The organism is Mucilaginibacter galii (assembly GCF_014635825.1).
Classification (GTDB): domain Bacteria; phylum Bacteroidota; class Bacteroidia; order Sphingobacteriales; family Sphingobacteriaceae; genus Mucilaginibacter; species Mucilaginibacter galii.
The window spans coordinates 922,479-940,804 of record NZ_BMDO01000001.1 but is presented as its reverse complement, the minus strand read 5'-3'; the positions used below and the strand labels follow the sequence as shown (position 1 = coordinate 940,804).

General features: G+C 43.7%; 14 protein-coding genes. 4 read left to right on the top strand and 10 right to left on the bottom strand.

The annotated features are described in order from the left end of the window. Positions 1–53 precede the first annotated feature (53 nt). Positions 54–602, bottom strand: a complete 549-nt coding sequence (locus IEV61_RS04040) for a YciE/YciF ferroxidase family protein (protein WP_188413977.1) — start codon at positions 600–602, stop codon at positions 54–56. A gap of 252 nt (positions 603–854) precedes the next feature. On the opposite strand from IEV61_RS04040, the gene IEV61_RS04035 reads away from it, so the two are divergent. Continuing rightward, positions 855–1,640, top strand: coding sequence for an SGNH/GDSL hydrolase family protein (locus tag IEV61_RS04035; protein ID WP_188413974.1), 786 nt, complete (start codon positions 855–857; stop codon positions 1,638–1,640). A 69-nt stretch (positions 1,641–1,709) separates the two neighbouring features. Here the strand turns inward: IEV61_RS04035 and IEV61_RS04030 are convergent, their stop codons facing one another. The 9 genes from IEV61_RS04030 to mutL form a co-directional block, all read right to left on the bottom strand. Then, positions 1,710–3,410, bottom strand: a complete 1,701-nt coding sequence (locus IEV61_RS04030; RefSeq protein ID WP_188413973.1) for a hypothetical protein — start codon at positions 3,408–3,410, stop codon at positions 1,710–1,712. 17 nt (positions 3,411–3,427) lie between these two features. Beyond that, positions 3,428–4,201, bottom strand: a complete 774-nt coding sequence (locus IEV61_RS04025; protein WP_188413972.1) for an ABC transporter ATP-binding protein — start codon at positions 4,199–4,201, stop codon at positions 3,428–3,430. A gap of 96 nt (positions 4,202–4,297) precedes the next feature. After that, the gene (locus tag IEV61_RS04020) at positions 4,298–5,497 is read right to left on the bottom strand and encodes a GAF domain-containing sensor histidine kinase (RefSeq protein ID WP_188413971.1); all 1,200 of its coding nucleotides are present in this window, start codon (positions 5,495–5,497) and stop codon (positions 4,298–4,300) included. Between the two features lie 157 nt (positions 5,498–5,654). After that, entirely contained in the window at positions 5,655–6,530 is an 876-nt protein-coding gene (locus IEV61_RS04015) for a hypothetical protein (protein WP_188413970.1), read from the bottom strand. A gap of 246 nt (positions 6,531–6,776) precedes the next feature. Continuing rightward, on the bottom strand, positions 6,777–8,237 hold the full coding sequence (gene cysS / locus IEV61_RS04010; RefSeq protein WP_188413969.1) for a cysteine--tRNA ligase: 1,461 nt from the start codon (positions 8,235–8,237) through the stop codon (positions 6,777–6,779). Positions 8,238–8,499: 262 nt separating this feature from the next. Continuing rightward, positions 8,500–9,645, bottom strand: coding sequence for an endonuclease/exonuclease/phosphatase family protein (locus tag IEV61_RS04005; protein ID WP_188413967.1), 1,146 nt, complete (start codon positions 9,643–9,645; stop codon positions 8,500–8,502). After that, entirely contained in the window at positions 9,635–10,501 is an 867-nt protein-coding gene (locus tag IEV61_RS04000; RefSeq protein ID WP_188413966.1) for a rhomboid family intramembrane serine protease, read from the bottom strand. Before IEV61_RS04000 ends, IEV61_RS04005 begins: the two co-directional genes overlap by 11 nt. A 40-nt stretch (positions 10,502–10,541) precedes the next feature. Beyond that, complete coding sequence (locus IEV61_RS03995) at positions 10,542–11,261, bottom strand: rhomboid family intramembrane serine protease (protein WP_188413964.1); 720 nt, start codon at positions 11,259–11,261, stop codon at positions 10,542–10,544. A gap of 620 nt (positions 11,262–11,881) precedes the next feature. Then, positions 11,882–13,738 (bottom strand): DNA mismatch repair endonuclease MutL, encoded by a 1,857-nt coding sequence (gene mutL, locus IEV61_RS03990; protein WP_188413962.1) that lies wholly within the window; start codon positions 13,736–13,738, stop codon positions 11,882–11,884. 176 nt (positions 13,739–13,914) lie between these two features. Between mutL and IEV61_RS03985 the strand changes: the two genes are divergently transcribed. From IEV61_RS03985 to IEV61_RS03975, 3 genes are all read left to right on the top strand, one after another. Beyond that, positions 13,915–15,552, top strand: coding sequence for an amidohydrolase (locus IEV61_RS03985; protein ID WP_188413960.1), 1,638 nt, complete (start codon positions 13,915–13,917; stop codon positions 15,550–15,552). Further along, positions 15,539–17,359, top strand: coding sequence for a serine hydrolase domain-containing protein (locus IEV61_RS03980; RefSeq protein ID WP_188413958.1), 1,821 nt, complete (start codon positions 15,539–15,541; stop codon positions 17,357–17,359). The genes IEV61_RS03985 and IEV61_RS03980 overlap by 14 nt, the downstream gene beginning before the upstream one ends. Before the next feature lie 493 nt (positions 17,360–17,852). Further along, complete coding sequence (locus IEV61_RS03975; RefSeq protein WP_188413955.1) at positions 17,853–18,245, top strand: VOC family protein; 393 nt, start codon at positions 17,853–17,855, stop codon at positions 18,243–18,245. Positions 18,246–18,326: the final 81 nt, after the last annotated feature.

Sequence of the window (18,326 nt, the reverse complement as noted above, 5' to 3'; positions counted from 1 at the left end):
ACAAAAAAGCCATCCCGGTAACCAGGATAGCTTTTTATAATAATGCGATCAGCTTATGCTTTTTCGCTTTTAGCTGATACGTTGATAATGCTTTCGGCTAATTGAGTCAACAGTTCATCTGTTTTTTTCTCTTCGGCCAAAGTTTCGTCAAGCAATTGAGCTGCTTCGCTGTAACCTAAGGTATTAGCTAATGTACGCAGTGTGCCATAAGAAGCAATTTCATAATGTTCTGATTTTTGAGCAGCCGAAATAATGCCTGCATCGCGGGTCATGGTGCCATCTTCAGTATCTTCCACAATACCTTCCGATTCTTCGATCAGGCCAGCCATTGCATCACATTTTTTAGCTGCTGCTTTTTCTTCTATCATTTCAAAAACCTGCTCCAGGCGTGTAACCTGGTTGTCGGTTTCTTCCTTATGAGTTTCTAATGCACTGCGTAATTCGTCAGATGTTGCAGCTTTAGCCAATTTTACCAATGCTTTTGAAAGGTGTTTCTCAGCCCAGTAAATGTCTTTTAACTCATCTACAAATAATTCTTTCAATGCCGATTCTTCAACGTTATCGGTATTCTCTGGTTGTTTTTTTGCTTTTGTGGTTGCCATAGTGGTAGATTTTATTCGAATTATTAACACACTATAAGTTTATGTGTTTTAATTAATTGTTAACATTTGTTAATAATAAGATATTTTAACCCTATGGTAAAGCATCGGCTTATTCGCACGCAGAGTTCCAGGGACGAAAGAAGATTCTGTTCATAGCCTGTTAGTAATCAGTATTTTTGCGACAAAAAAATGATTTGTAACATTAGTGCTATTTGAAAATATATTATTAAATTTGGCTACCCTATTAAATAAATGTATTGTAATAAATTGAAGCTAATTGCACTGTTTGTTATACTTGCAATTTCAAGTTCTTGTAAAAAAGATTCGCTTACCGACGATGGTTTTGATCCCAGTGTTGGTCCCATTAATATTCCTGCATCGGTAGATCCCGATCCTATTAAGCAGGATACCGTTAATAAATACATCGTTGTTATTGGCTCGTCTACTGCTGCAGGCTATGGCGCCAGCGTAAGAGATTCGTGCTGGGTGGCAAGATTACGTAGCAAACTGATAGGCGATAATAAAAGGTTTAAAGTGATTAACTTTGGTGTAGGCGGGTATTCAACCTATAAGCTAATGCCTACAGGTTACGTTTCAGAAATCGAAAATCGCCCACAGGTAGATACCAATAAGAACGTAACGGCCGCATTAAAATACCATCCGGCTTTAGTAATCATCAATTTGCCCAGCAATGATATTGCCGCTAATTTTCGTGATGAAGAAATCTTGAAAAATTATCGTGTGATCATCCGGACTATAGCATCGAGCAGGGCCGAATATATTATTACCGGCAGTCAGCCACGTAATTTTCCTGCCGTCGAGCAGCGCAGGCGTTTAAAAATAGTGAACGACAAAATGATCGGTGAGTATCCAACGCACATTGATGATTATTTGCAGAAGATAAGTACGCCTACATTTGGCATATTAAAAAAATACTCCGCGGGTGACGGTATTCATTTAAATAATGCCGGGCATAAGTTGATATACCAATCTATTTATGATTTCCCGTTGTTTAAGAACGTAGCCGATTATAAATAAGTTTTACAGTTAACGCAAAAGAGCCCTGCAATTTTGTTGCAGGGCTCTTTGCGTTATGTAGTATTTAAATTAAAACTCTTCCAATTCAATGTTTTCCCAGGTTTGGCGTTTATAGTAATACAGCATAATACAGTAAATAATGATGGCTAAAACTGCCAGCGCCCATATTAACGTTTCCCATTTTGCTAAAAAGTAGTGGCCAAAACCGATGGCTGCAATAAAGCCGGTAATAAGCAGGGAGGTAATAATACGCCCGCCCGATTGTTTAACCAATACAGGTTTAGAGAACGGCAAGCCTTTCACCATAAACAGTGCCATGAGTATACCATAGGTAAGGCCTACAAAAAAGGCAAGGATAAGGTCATTAATTACTGCTGGCCCCCAAATGGCAATACTTACGGCGCCCAGCACCACGCAATAGGGGAAATAATACAACGTAACCACCGCCTTAAACATACCCGACAATATTTTACCCGGATGCGTAATAGGTAAAGCATAGTAAACCCAGGCCGGTTTGTATTTTTCAGAAAAAGAAATGTGCTGCAAGATGGCCGATAAGATAAACGTACTTAAATAGATCAAAAAGATGTAACCTCGATTGTGCTGTAACGTCGTTACTCTGTCGTTTACCGAGCCCTTGCCATTAAGCGAAAAATACAGAAAGTAAATAGGCACATAGGCAAAAGCAGGGTACACCTTTATCTTAAACTCGCGGATGCGAGCCGCCAGTTTCCAGGTAATTCGGAAACCGGCATTCTCTACCGGGTCTGATGCGATGAGGTTAGCGATCTTGCCCACAATATTGAACCTTGATTTTCTAACAATACCGGGCGTTACCGGGGCCGAACTATTACCATCAGAAGTAGCCGCCACGGCTAAACTACGGTTAAAACCCGGGGCCAGTACCTTAGCCACTAGCCATAAGCCTGCCAGCGGAACAGTAACGCCTACAATGGCCATAAGGCTGGTTACAATATTTGCCCGGTCGGGGTGTATAAGTACTTCGTTTAAGGCGGCTATCCATACGGGTGGTATAAAGTACGACCATGTATAATGCAGCAGATCAATTTTAGCCAATACAGATACATTGATGAGACGTGGCAACAGATAGTAAGTGCCAAATATCACAATAGAAAAAGCGATCTGGAAGTAACTGATAATATCCTTAAACTTTTGCGGCGATACCAGTTTCATGAGTACCAGGTAAACAATGTTAACCAGCAAAATACTTAAAAATGTGATCTGTATAATTTGCACAATGAATACCGGTATTGCCAGCCAACCATCCATAATGCCTATCATAACAATACCTGGCAAGGCCTGTAAAAAGGCCAGCCTGAACACATAGATGCTGATGTGCATAATGCGCGATACGGCCAGCGTACGGTCATTAACCGGCCGTGGCAGCAAAATGTACTGGTCGCGCACGTCTAAGAGTACAGTGGTAAAATCAGTAATGAGCGTCAGCGACATCAGCACCATAAACATGCTGAAGTACACGGTTTGCCCAACTAATGGCATTTGGAAAATGAAAAGCACTGCCCCTAAAAAGGCGCCCATTAGTAGGGTAACCAGGCTTACCGCCCAAGAGGTAGTGGCCTTGCCTGATGTTGCGGTAGCCTTACGCCTTCCGGCAAACATGGCGCTGGGGCGTCGCCCGTCAATAAGTAGCTTAACCTTGAGTATATGATAAAGCTGTTCGGTATCTACCCCTGTTTTTTCGAGCACGGGCATAAACAAGCTTACCAGTTTAAGTAATATTTTATCCATGTTGAAGCCGCTTATAATTAGTCGAATGCGTTAATAATGGCATCGGTTTCGCTGTCTGTTTCGTTGCGGCCGGTAAGTTTAGCAAAAACACGCTCCAATGTATCGGCGTGGTTTTGTTTTAATGATTCAAAAGTGCCGTCGGCAATGATTTCGCCTTTATTGATGAGCAAAATACGGTCAGACACCTTTTCTACCACATCCATCATGTGCGAACAGTAAAAAATGGTTTTACCTTCCTGCGACAGGCGCATGATCAATTCTTTGATCATAATTACCGCGTTGGCATCCAATCCCGATAGGGGTTCATCTAAAATAATGATCTGCGGATTGTGGATAATGCCCGATATCAGTAAAACTTTTTGCTTCATACCTTTGGAGAAGGTGTCCATGCGGTCGTTTAAATTATTCCCAAGTCCAAAGGCGCTCAGTAGTTTCATAGCCCTGGCAGTTAACAGTTCCTCCTCCATACCATAGAGTTTACCCACAAAATCGAGGTATTCCATAGGCGTAAGCACATCATACAGTTCGGCATTTTCGGGCACGTAACCTATGCGTTTCTTAATTTCCTGCGGATCGTGCTGCAGGCTGATACCGTCTACAATTACTTCACCATTAAATTCAGGAATTAAACCGGTCAAAATTTTAACGGTAGTAGATTTTCCGGCACCGTTGGGGCCTATATAGCCAATAACCTGCCCGGGGTAAATATCGAGCGATAGATTTTTAAGAACCAGTTTAGCGCCGTATGATTTAGACAGGTTGCGGATCTGTATTAATGGGGTATCGCTCATATAACATCATTTTTGTGAATATACAAAGTATATTGTAATGATTTTTATAGTTAGATGAGTGTCCTGTACAATTGTTACAGGCTGCGGCATTGATTGTTACAGGGGCAGCATTACCTTGAAAGTAGTGCCCTCGTTTATAATAGATGTAATGGTGAACGTGCCGTTCATAGCATCAATAATTTGCTTAACTAAGGTGAGGCCAAGCCCGTACCCAACTTCGCCGTTAGTGCCCGAGGTAGATTGGCCGGTACCTTCTAATATGGCATTTATGTCGTTTTGTTCTATACCAATGCCGGTATCGGTCACATCAATAAGTAAACGGTCAAACGGTTCTTCAATAAGGCATTGCAAATCTACCGTTACTCGGCCTCCCTCAGGCGTAAATTTAATAGCGTTTGAAACCAGGTTTGCAATAATTTGCAATAATTGCCCTTTAGGGAAGTTATGCTGAGCCGTAGGCTGCGATATGCTCACCGTAAAACTTACCTTCTTTTTTAAGGAGCGGGGCGTAAAAAGGTCTACCAGTTTATCTTTCAGGGTATGCAAGTTATAAGTTTTGCCCGGTGTTTGGTTACCGTTGAGTTCTGCATTTAAAATATCTTCAAGCAGTTGTATGGCCGATTTTCCGCTCTCGTGTATCATACGCATATAATCGAGCAGGTCTGCAGTGTTACCTTCGCTGGCTTCTTCCAAACCCAATTGCGATAAGCCAATAATACCACTTAACGGTCCCCTAATGTCGTGAGCAAGCATGCGCTTGGTGTCCGATTGTTTTTTGATCTGCTGTTTCAGCGATTCTACCTGTTTAAATGTGTTTAGCCGGTTAACTACCTCGCGAGCCATAATGCGCAACAGATCCTTCTTTTCCTGGTTCAGGTCATGTTGGTTTTTATGCAGAACACACAATGCTCCTAAGTTGTGGCCGTTGCTGGTGGTAATAGGTACGCCATAATAGTACCTGAGTTGCGGACTGCCTGCTACGTAATCAAAGTCTTTAAAGCGTTCATCGGCCGAGAGGTCTTTAACCTCAAATTCTACTTCTTCTGCAATGGTGTATTGGCAAACCGAATCTTCGCAAGGCATATGGTCAATGGCTATACCGTGTTGGGCAACAGTCCATTGCGTATAATTATCCAGAAGATTGATAAGTGAAATTTGCGTACCGCATAAGCTGGCCGCCAACAGGGTAAGATCTTCAAAATTTTTACTTAACGTATCATAATCTAAATTATACTCCGATAAAGCAATAATTCTGTCTATTTCATTATCAGGCTTAGGGGCTGCAATTGTATTCATGGTTTTGATAGTGCAAATATACTAAAATACATTAGGCACCAATCAGTTAAGCTGTAACAAGCCCTTTGTGCATGTTAGTTATGCAGAATGTGCCCAATTGTTAAAGCATAAAAAAAGCCGGTTTTAAAACCAGCTTTAATATATTTTATTGTTGAACCTATTCGTTTTCGATAGCCGAAAATATTTCGAGTATGATGTTCCAACGGTGTTTGGCATCCATTTCCCAAACCCGTACATAATTATAATTACTTACAATATTACCTTTAAGTATTCGTGCACGGCCATAGCTGTAAGCCAGGTCGTTACTACTTGCCCTGCCCGCGCTAAGCGTTTCGCCCGAAATTTGAATAGCCTGGTTAGCTACAAACTGTAATGTTTTATCGGTGCCCACCAATGGCTCAAAGCCAGGGAAGTACAGGTGCCCCTCGGTGGTAAAAAATTCTTTGTAGGCTCCTACGGTAGAAATTTTGAGGCCCTGATTAAACTGCTGATCATTATCCATAATGATCTTTTTTGGATTAAAAGGGTCTTTACTGGCCGCTACCTGGTGGGTAGAATCGGGCTCTTTGATATCTACCAACTGTGCCTTATTGGTTTGCGGATGCTGGATGCCCAGGTTCATCAGCAATTTTAACTTGCCCGATGCTGCGTCCATACGCCACAATGATACGTAATCGCCGTAAACCTTATCATCCTCAGTGTTGCCATTTTGATAAACATAAGGGCCGGCTGTAAAAGCCAGATCGCCATTGGCAGATGTGCGTGCGTATTTAGGCTGCCAGGTCATGTTGCCGGGTTGCTTATCTATCTTACCATAAAAGTCGGTTATTTTAACAGCATCAGGTTTAAAAATGATGCCTTCGGGATCGGCAACAGCCAGAAATGCATCTTTCATACCTTTGCGGGCAGATAGCTTGGCAAATTCATCTTCGGCTTTAATTACAGTTTGTACAGTAGCGCTCTTTTGTGCTACAGCTGATAGGGCATAGCAACTAAAAGCGGCTACAGCTACAATAGCTTTGTTCATTTTCATAGTTAGATTGAAAGCATTAACGCTTGCGTTAATGCGGTGTTAACATACTGATAACTAAATTTGGCTCAATTTATTATCAAAGATTTAAGCGTGGCATTAAAATGCTGTACGCACAGATAACAATAGAGCTGTAATTTGTTTGGTAATGGGTTTGTATTTAGTATGTGAGTTAAATAGTTATTGTTGCAATAAAATAATTAACAGCAGTTATTAAATTTAGTGAGAATTACGGTGCGTTAAAATTTGTTAAATCTTGCTCCAAGTAGTACCCTCTTTACTGTCTTTAAGCTGAAAGCCTATTTTTTGTAAGCCATCCCTAATTTTATCCGAGGTGGCATAATCGCGGTTAATTTTAGCTTCGCTGCGCAGGTTCATGATAAAATCAAGCACGTGCGGCAACTCATCACTGCTGGCCTGCTCGTTCAATAAACCTAAAATACCGGTAACAAAGGTATGCATGAGCGTTTTAAGCAGCGCTAAGTTAACCTCGTCGATTTTTAGCTTATTGTCATGCACCGAATTGATAATGCGCGATGCCTCAAACAGTTCGGCAATGAGGATAGGGCTATTAAAATCGTCGTTCAACGCCTCGTAGCAGCGGTCCATTAGTGGTTGTATCTCTACCTCGGTAGTGCCGGATGCCTGCAAACTTTCTAACAAACTAAAGGCGTTCATCAAACGCTTGAAGCCCTTTTCTGAGGCTTCCATGGCATCATTGCTAAAATCGAGCGTACTGCGGTAGTGTGCCTGTAACATGAAGAAACGTACGGTCATGGGGCTGTAGCCTTTGTTCAGGATGGCGTTATCTCCGCTGAATAACTCATGCGGTAAAAAGCTGTTGCCTAATGATTTAGACATTTTTTGCCCGTTTACCGTTAACATATTGGTATGCACCCAATAACGCGCGGGGCTTTTACCGTAGCAAGCAATGTTCTGTGCCACCTCGTTGGTATGGTGGGTTGGTATCAGGTCCAAACCGCCACCATGAATATCAAATTGTTCGCCTAAATACTTGTGGCTCATGGCTGAACACTCTAAATGCCAGCCCGGAAAACCTATGCTCCAGGGCGAAGGCCACTTCATCAGGTGCTCAGGTTTGGCCTTAATCCACAGTGCAAAGTCAAGTTTGCCGCGTTTCTCGTCTTGTCCGCCCAAGGTGCGGGTATTGTTCAGCAGGTCTTCCAAATGGCGGCCGCTTAGTATGCCGTAATCGGTAGTTTGGTTGTATTTTTCTACGTCGAAGTAAACCGAACCATTTACCTCGTAGGCAGCGCCTTTTGCGAGCATGATCTTTACCAGTTCAATTTGCTCTATGATGTGGCCGGTGGCCGTAGGCTCAATACTGGGTGGCAACACGTTAAATGTGCGCATAATATCATGGAAACCAGTGCTATATTTCTGCACAATTTCCATGGGTTCCAGCTTGGCCAGTTTGGCTTTTTTAGAGATCTTGTCTTCACCTTCGTCGGCATCGCCCTCCAGGTGGCCGGCATCGGTAATGTTGCGCACGTAGCGTACTTTATAACCCAGGTGAGTTAAGTATCTGAAAATAAGGTCAAAAGATATATAGGTACGGGCGTTGCCTAAGTGTGCATCGCTGTAAACAGTAGGGCCGCAAACATACATGCCTACATAAGGGGCATCGAGCGGTATAAATTCTTCTTTAGTACGGGTTAAGGTATTGTAAACAAATACTTTTTGTTCCATGGGCGCAAACTTACAATTTTTAATTCAGGCTGATGATTTTTTTGAGGTAAGGCATCTGTCAAAAACATTCTAATTGTTGATATTAATCGGCTGGACACAACCCATTATTTGCATTAGCCCCACTTCAAAAAAAGTATAGATAATTACATCAAACTACTCAAAAACCTCAAAAAAGTAGAAATAAATACATTGAGGTATATTGAAAGATTATTCGGCTAAACATTAACCTTTGATTAAAGTTTGGAGATGGCAATGATACGAATTATTCGGCCTGGTTGCCGCCGCTTTTCAACAGCAGGGTACTGCAAACCGGGTAATGGTCCGATAGCTTTTTTTGGATGATGTGGTAGCTCATAACATCGAACGCCGGGCTGGCCATAATATAGTCGATCTGGTAATTGGGGAAGCTGCCGTTATAAGTACGGGCAAAACCCGAACCTTTTTTGCGGAATGCGTTGCTCATGCCTTTTGACATTTGGTTAACGGCATAGGAAGAGGGCGTATCGTTAAAGTCGCCGGCTATGATGTAGGGGTAGGGGCAGGTTGCGGCATGGGCCTTTACTTTAGCTACCTGTTCGCTGCGTTTCTCAAAAGCTCTTTTGAGTTTAGAGCCTATACGTTTAGAAGAAGAAAGGTCGGCCTCGCCTTGTTTGGAAACTTTGCTGAGGTAGTTATAATCCTCGGGGTCGAAACCGATAGATTGCAGGTGTACAGCATAAAACCTGAACATTTGATTGGCCTTTTTAACATCTACAAATATGCACTGGTTGCTGCTGCCATTATTGGCCGATAATATCACGAATCCCTTATTGGTAATAGGGAACTTGGAGAAGATGGCCATGCCCATAGCCTCGGTACCGTTATCGAAACTGAAGGGGTTAAAGTAATACGCATCCGATTTCATGATCTTTTTCATGGAATCTTTAATGGCATACTGTCCGCGCCTGCGGCTATAGAATTCTTCAATGCCAATAACATCGGGCCGCTGATCATCAATGAGCGCCAGCATTTCGTGTTTGGTCAGCGAATCGTTCTTTTCGCCATAACGTTTAAAGTTATGAGCATTGTAGGTCATAACCCGTAAGGCGTTAGGCTGATTAGGTGTGGTATAAGCGGTTGACTTGCGGAAGCCGATATTGTCTCTCAATACACCCCATCCTATAATAATGCAAATAAGCGGAAACAGAATATATTTGCTGCCACGTAAAACCCAGTAAACCAAAACCAGGCAGTTGGCTAATAAAAGCGGGGGATAAGCAAGGCCGAAAAAAGCGATGATCCAAGATTTACGGGGATCGGTAACTGGCGAAAAGTAACTAATGAGCAAAGCAAGACCAAGCATTATGCTTAGGCCCAGTATCAATTTATCAAAAAAGTTTAACCGTTTTTCCTTCTTATTAACCCTCATGTTTGCTGGCCCGGAACAATACTTCCTTCTCGTGTTTATTCAGGCTATCGTAACCACTTTGCGATATTTTATCTAAAATATGGTCAATTTCTTCCTGCCGCGGTACAGAGGTGCCCGGCTGCTGGTAAGTTTTGTTTTGCGTGGCTACTTTAACTTTGGGGCGCTGATTAAACATGTTACTAACCGAACTGCCTAAATCGTTACCGCGGTTAAGCTGTTTAATGTAAATGAAACCTAACAAAGCACCACCCAGGTGGGCAATTTCACCGCCGGCATTAGGGCCGGTAATACTCAAGAAATCTATCACTACGTAAAATACGGCTATCCATTTCAACTTAACGGGGCCTAAAAACATCATGTATACTGTGTAGTTAGGCAACAAGGTAGCTGTGGCCACTACAATAGCCATTACGCTTGCTGAGGCACCTACCACATAACTAACAGGCAAACTGGCAGCAAATAGCGGGAATACGTTAAAGGCTAAAATATAGAGTGCGGCACCACCTAAACCGCCAAGCAAGTAAAGGTTAACCAGGCGTTTGTTGCCCAGGTATTCTTCAAAAATCTGGCCCATCCAAAACAGCCAAAGCATATTAAACAGGATGTGAAAAATATCGGCGTGCATGAACATGTAAGAAACCGGCGTCCAAAAATGGGCGGCCAACGTAGGCAAATAAGCCGGTAGCGCCAAGTATTGGTTGGCAAAATTGGCCAGCATATCGTTACCCATTAAGCGCAGCAGCACCGCGGGTACATTAATTAATAAAAATACCGCTACGTTAATGCCAATAAGCAGATTAATGCGGCTACCCGACTGCAGCAGCTTGTAACGTATATCTTGCCAAAGGGATTTCATAAAATTGAAAGATGTTTTATTAAATAACTTACATAAGTTACTAAAAATTGTTTGGCTTATAGGTTCCCCAAATTTTTATTAAGATATAGCCCACCAACGCGCCACCCAAATGTGCAAAATGCGCCACCGAGTCGCCGGGCGTAGGTCTTAAACCGCCATACAATTCCCACACAATATAACCAATTACTGCATATTTTGCCTTCACCGGCAACGGAATAAACATAATAAACAGTTCCACGTCGGGGAACATCATCCCAAAGGCCACCAGTAAGCCAAATATAGCACCCGATGCACCCACGATACCCGCTTCAGGACTATAAATGCCTACCAACTTTTGAAAACCCGGCTGATCAAAGTAAGGCATTATATCACCGTTGGGTACGGTAAATGCACCAATTACCTGATAAACTTCATAACCCTGAACCAGCATTTGTAAAGCCAGCGCACCAATACCTGTTATAAAGTAGTATTGTAAAAAGCGCTTTGGCCCCATGGTATATTCCAGCATTGGTCCAAATACATAAAGTGCAAACATGTTAAAGAAAATGTGCATCCAGCCGCCATGCATAAACATGTAGGTGATAATTTGCCACATCCTGAATAAAGGGGCGTTGAAATAATGAGCCGCGAGGTAAGGCTCGAAGTTCATGCCCGAGTATTGCAGAAATATATTCCCTAAAAAGAAGATAACGTTGATAATAATCAGATTTTTGACCACCGGCGTAAGATTAGCCAGCGGATTTTGCCTGTATGCACTCATAGGATATGGTAATGGCGCTTATTATGCGCCTAAATATTTAATATATAAAGTTGTCATTTCGAGGCTAACGAGAAATCTTGTTACTCCATGCTTGTGGACTTACTTTGCAATTTGAACAGGATCTCTCACTATTGTTCGAGATGGCATAGGGTTAATATTTAAAAAGCTGTCATTTCGAGTGCTAACGAGAAATCTTGTTACTCCATGCTTGTATGTTACTTTGCAATTTGAACAGGATCTCTCACTGTCGTTCGAGATGGCATAGGGTTAATATTTAAAAAGCTGTCATTTCGAGTGCTAACGAGAAATCTTGTTACTCCATGCTTGTGTGTTACTTTGCAATTTGAACAGGATCTCTCACTGTCGTTCGAGATGACATAGGGTTAATATATAAAGTTTGTCATTTCGAGTGCTAACGAGAAATCCTGTACTCCATGCTTGTATGTTACTTTGCAATTTGAACAGGATCTCTCACTATCGTTCGAGATGACGTTTTGTTTAATTATTCACGTTGTCAGTCTGAGCTTGTCGAAGACCTGTACGCTTATCTAAGTCTTCGACAAGCTCAGACTGACAGCGGACATACTCTGTACTCTATACTCCTGACTCTCTCCCCCCAACTATTTCTCAAACCGTTCCATCAGCTCATTCAGCGTAAACGTGCTGATCACCGGTTTGCCGTTCAGCGCCAGATTAGGCATCTGGCAGGCAAAAAGCTGGTCTATCAGCAAATTCATTTCTTCTAAAGTGAGTTTGGTACCTGCTTTGGTAGCCGCATTGCGCGCTAAGGTACGGGCTAAAGTATCGCGCTTATCTAACTTGAGGATAGCCATATTGTTTTTAAATCCTTCGAGCAAATGCTCCAGTAACTGGTGCTCGCTGGCGGCGTTTAAATCGGCAGGTATACCGTCCACTACCACCGTATTTTTGCCAAACTCACGTATATCAAAACCTAAGGCTTTAATGTCGGGCAATAGTTCTTTCAATAAGGTAAAATCGCTGCCGTTCAACGTCAGCGTTTGCGGGAACAGGCTCTGCTGACTAACGCCCGAATGGTTTTGCAACTGCTGTAAAAATCGCTCATATAAAATACGCTCATGCGCTGCCTGCTGGCTAATGAGCATAAAGCCCGATTTTATTTGCGATAGGATGTACCGGTTATGGATCTGGAATAACTGCCTTTCGCTGGGTTTGGTTACGGCCTGGTTGTTCACCTCAAAGCTATCATCGGGCAGCATTTCCTGCTGTTGCTGCGGCACCTGCTTACTTATTTCATACAGCGTTTCCCAGTTCTGCGTCATGCCGCCTTTGTAAGGGTTATTGCTGTTTTGATAACTGCTTTCGCGTGGGGCAGGCTTGGCTACCGGGTCAAAAGGGTTAAAGTTAGGATTGAAAGTAATGCCCGGCGGGGTAATTTCTTCCAGTGGTTTAGCGGTAATGAGGTGCTCGATGCTGTTCTCCTGGTCAAAATCTAAACTTGGCGTAATGTTGTACCGGCCTAAGGAGCGTTTAACTGCCGAACGTATAATGGCGTAAATAGCCCGTTCATCCTGGTACTTAATTTCTGTTTTGGTAGGGTGTACGTTAATATCGATCTTGCTCGGGTCAATATCAATGAACAATACATAAAACGGGTAAGTATCCTCGGGCAATAACTCTTCAAAAGCTGTCATTACCGCATGGTTGAGGTAATTATCGCGGATGAAACGGTTGTTCACAAAAAAGAACTGTTCGCCACGGGTGCGGCGGGCAAACTCAGGCTTGCCCACAAAGCCACGCAGGTTAATAATGGTGGTATCTTCTTCTACCGGCACCAGGCGCTGGTTGTAATTGTTGCCAAACAGGTGCACAATGCGCTGTTTTAACTGCGAGGCCGGCAGGTGGTACACCTCCTGCCCATCGTGGTGCATGGTAAAAAATATTTCGGGATGCGCCAGCGCCACCCGCTGAAACTCATCTATAATGTGCCTTAGCTCTACCGGGTTGCTTTTTAAAAAGTTACGGCGGGCGGGCGTGTTGTAAAACAGGTTTTTCACCGCAATAGAAGTGCCTGCGCTGGTGCCTGTAGCTTCCTGGCTTATTACTTCCGATCCTTCAATTACAATACAGGTACCCAGTTCGTCCTCATGGCGTCGGGTTTTCATTTCAACCTGGGCAATAGCGGCAATAGAAGCCATGGCTTCGCCCCTGAAACCCATGGTGCGTATGGCAAACAAATCTTCGGCCTTGCGTATTTTGGAGGTGGCATGGCGCTCAAAGCACATACGGGCATCGGTCAAACTCATACCGCAGCCGTTATCTATTACCTGTATCAGCGCCTTGCCGGCTTCCTTAAGCAGCAGCTGTATTTTATCTGCTCCCGAGTCTATTGCGTTCTCTACCAGTTCTTTTACCGCCGATGCCGGTCGTTGCACTACTTCGCCCGCAGCAATCTGGTTGGCCACGGCATCAGGTAAAAGCTGTATAATATCTGACATCAAAAAAATCCCCTTCAATTTCGACGGCTAAATTAAATATTTGATGGCATAACTTTACCTTTGAAACGTTGTTAATAAAAAGCAGCCCCTCCCAAACCCTCCCCGGGAGGGAGGGCTTTCAGGAGTTAAATTAACTCCCTCCCCCTCCGGGGAGGGTTGGGGAGGGGCTTTTACGTATGAAAAAACTTTGGCCTTCATTATTGCTGCTGCTGCTTTTTGCCGCCTGTAAACAAAAAGAATATAATGCCGATATGCTGGTGAAAAATGCCACCATATATACGGTAGATAGTACTTTCACTACTGCCGAAGCCTTTGTGGTGCAAGCCGGTAAAATTGTGGCCATAGGCAGTGCCGACAGCCTGGAGAAAATATACACCGCACGCCAGGTGGTTGATGCCAATGGTAAAGCCGTTTACCCCGGCTTTATTGATGCCCATACCCACTTTTACCGCTATGGTTTAAGCTTGCAGGAAGTACACCTGGAAGGTACCAACAGCTGGGACGAGATCGTAGACTCGGTGCAGGCGTATGCCGGGCGTAACGAGGAAGGCTGGATCATAGGTAGGGGCTGGGACCAAAACGACTGGAAAACCAAGCAGTTCCCGAGTAAAGGCAAGTTAGATTCATTGTTCCCGGTAAGGCCGGTAATACTTACCCGTGTAGACGGGCATGCCGCGATAGTGAACCAGGCAGCGCTGAATATTGCGGGTATTAAGCCCAATCAAAAATTAGAGGGCGGACAAATACAAACCGTAGATAACAAGCTCACCGGTATACTGGTTGATAACGCTGTTGATTTGATAACCCATAAAATACCTCAGGCTACCGATCAACAAACACAAAGTGCTTTATTAGGTGCACAGCAAAATTGCTTTGCCGTTGGTTTAACCACGGTAGATGATTGCGGACTGGATTACCCCATGATCAACACCATTGCCGAATTGCAGCATAAAAAAGCATTAAAAATGCGCATGTATGTAATGCTGAGCGATAATGAGGATAATATTAATTACCTGTTTAAACGTGGTGTTTATAAAACACCAGGCTTAAATGTACGCTCGTTCAAGGTATATGCCGATGGTGCCCTGGGCTCGAGAGGTGCGTGTTTATTACACGATTATAACGACCAAAAAGGCTGGAAAGGCTTTTTGCTGAGCAGCCAAAAGCATTTTGAAGATGTTGCCCAGCGTATTGCCGCTAAAGGTTTCCAAATGTGTACCCACGCTATCGGCGATTCGGCCAACCGCACCATCCTTAAAATTTATGCCAACGCCTTAAAAGGCAAGAACGACAAACGCTGGCGCATAGAGCATGCCCAGATCATTGATCCGGCCGATATTAAATATTTTGGAGAGAATAACATTATTCCATCGGTGCAACCCACCCATGCTACTTCGGATATGTACTGGGCCGGCGACCGCCTGGGTGCACAGCGTTTAAAAACTGCCTACGCTTATAAGCAACTGTTGCAGCAAAACGGCTGGCTGCCTTTGGGTACCGATTTCCCCGTAGAAAATATTAACCCGTTATATACGTTTTATGCAGCAACCGAGCGTAAAGACATGAAAGGTCTTCCGGCTAACGGCTTTCAAAAAGAGAATGCCCTGAGCAGGATTGAGGCCCTGCGCGGTATGACCATTTGGGCAGCCCGTTCTAATTTTGAAGAAAAAGAAAAAGGCAGTATTGAGGTAGGCAAGTTTGCCGATTTTGTGATAACTGACCAGGATCTGATGAAAGCCAAAGGTGCCGAATTACCCCGTATTAAAGTGCTGAAAACGTTTGTAAATGGCGAAAAAGTGTATGAAAAGAAATAAGTGTGGTTGGTTAATAGCCGTTCTGTCGGGTTTTATATTGTTAAATACGGCTTGTGCCCAAAAGCCACCTATCATAACCATCCCAACCGGGGCAAACTATGTAAGCGAAGAAAACCTGAGCATACAATCTACCGTGTTGCTTAACAATGAGCAAGGCGTAGTGCCGTTAACTGGTCTGGATAAAGCCACCATAGCCAGCGTACGCTTTACCCATGAGTATGCGCCTGTATTTGATAGTTTGCTGAACAAGTATGCCAGGGTGAAAAATTTTAACGGGTTAACTTACTACAACATAAGTAAGCTAACCGATGATCTGAAGCTCTACAATACCATCATCTTACAACTGACTGACCTTGATTTAAACAACCAGCAGCTGCTCAACTTTATTACCATGAACGATAAGTTGAAGAAAATGGTGGTGGTATATTGGGGGAGTGGCATACCGTTGAATAAACTGGATGGGGTAAATACACCTGTTATATGGTGTAACCGTATATCGCCCGTGGCAGCAGCTTACGCGGCGCAGGCTGTTTTTGGAGGCATGGCCATTACCCAAAAGCTCACCAAGAATGCATCGGCCAAATATGTGGCAGGTTCGGGCTTTATTACGGCTAAAACCCGCTTACAATACACCGTGCCCGAGGCTGTAGGCATCAAAGCCGAAAATCTGACGGCAGTAGATAATATTGCCAATGAAGCCATTAATGACCATGCTACGCCGGGCTTTACCGTTTTGGTGGCAAAAGATGGTAAAGTGATTTTCAACAAAGCTTACGGCTACCATACTTACACCAAAACTCAGCCCGATAAGATTACCGATGTCTTCGACCTGGCATCGGTCACCAAAATATCGGCTACCACGCTGGAGGTGATGAAACTGGTTGATGAAGGTAAACTAAGTTTAGACTCTACCATGGGCAGCTACGTAGCCCTGGCACGCAATACCAGTAAGAATGATATTAAAATACGCGAACTGATGTTGCACCAGGCAGGTTTGGTTTCTTACATTCCTTTTTACGAGCGTATCAAGGCTACCGACCATAGTTCCGATTCATCGGCTGCATACCCTACCAAAGTAGCCGATGGTTACTACATGCGTAAAGATTACTTTAAGGAGGTAATGTGGCCGCAAATGCTTAACTCGGCACTGCGCACCCGCGGCCAGTATGTATACAGCGATTTAAGCATGTATTTTATGAAAGAAGTAGTAGAAACGGTTACGGCTACCCCTTTAAATGTATACGTGCAAGATAATTTTTATAATCCGCTGGGCATGCAAACCGCCGGCTTTTTGCCCCGCAACCGTTTTGCCGCCGACCAAATTGTGCCTACCGAGAATGACACTTATTTCAGGCATACACTACTAACAGGTTATGTGCACGATCAGGGTGCGGCCATGGTGGGCGGGGTATCGGGCCACGCTGGTTTATTTGCTTCGACTAATGACCTGGCCATCCTATTCCAGATGCTGTTGAATGGCGGCAATTACGGAGGTATCCAGTATTTCAAGCCCGAAACGGTAGCTCAATTCACTGCCAAACAATCTAACGTAAGTCGCCGTGGCCTGGGTTTCGACCGCTGGGACCCGGTGGTAAGCAAACATTACCCATCTAACTACGCGTCTGATCAAACCTTTGGACATACTGGCTACACCGGTACCTGTGTTTGGGTAGATCCTAAGAGCCAGTTGGTTTATATTTTCTTATCAAACCGCGTATATCCTAAAGATTCAACCCTCCTCAACAGCCGCCGCATTAGGGGGCGTATTCAGGATGTGTTTTACGAGGCTATGCAGAAAGGGATGTAATGCCCCTCCCAACCCTCCCCGGGAGGGAGGGCTTTATGTTGATTTCTTCTTTAAAGGATTTCCTCTTGGAGAGATATAGCTGATTGTGCGGTTGTGGGTTGGAGTTTGGTTGATGAACCGCTTCATTAAACTCCTCCCTGCCCTCGCGGGGGAGGGAACTGAAAAGAAGTATTAAGGGACAACACTATTCGGCAATCCTGCAATATTCTAAAAGAGAGTAGGCCTGTTAGTGTGCCTACAAATAAGAGGGCGGGGATGACAGAAAAGCGGGCCGGCGTGGGCCTTGAGCGGGGAAGCTTTTTTCTGTCTTAATTTTTTGTTACTTTTTGTATCAAGACAAAAAGTAATGGGCTCTGCGGCCAAGAGCAGACGAAGTTTGTTTGAAAACACAAATCGAAGTTATAAATGTACCGACTGCTTAAATAGATGCCCGCAATTAGTAGAATATACTCCAAACTAAATTAACTACATTGCATTAACCAAATCCACCATCATGCAAGAACTAAACATCCCTTCAGGTTATCAGCGCATTATGCCGTACCTTATTATTGAAGGTGCCGCCGATTTTTTCAAGTTTATGCAAACCGTTTTTGACGCTACCGAAAAAATGAAGGTCATGCGCAACGAACACACCTACATGCATGCCGAATTACAGATAGGGGAGAATACCATCATGTTTACTGATGCTACAGCGGATTTCCCGGTGCAAAACGCAGGTCTTTTCATTTACGTAGCCAATTGCGACGATACCTACAATAAAGCCTTAGCCAATGGCGCAACCAGTATTATGGAACCTGTTGATCAGGATTATGGTCGTGGTGCAGGTGTGAAAGATGCTTTTGGGAATACCTGGTGGATTACCGGTGAGCTGCAATCTGAAGCGTAGCTAATCGGTTGATTTGTCAACCTAAAATCACTTCATAGTGTGTAGTGTAATCTTTACATACACTTAACACATTTGCCGTTA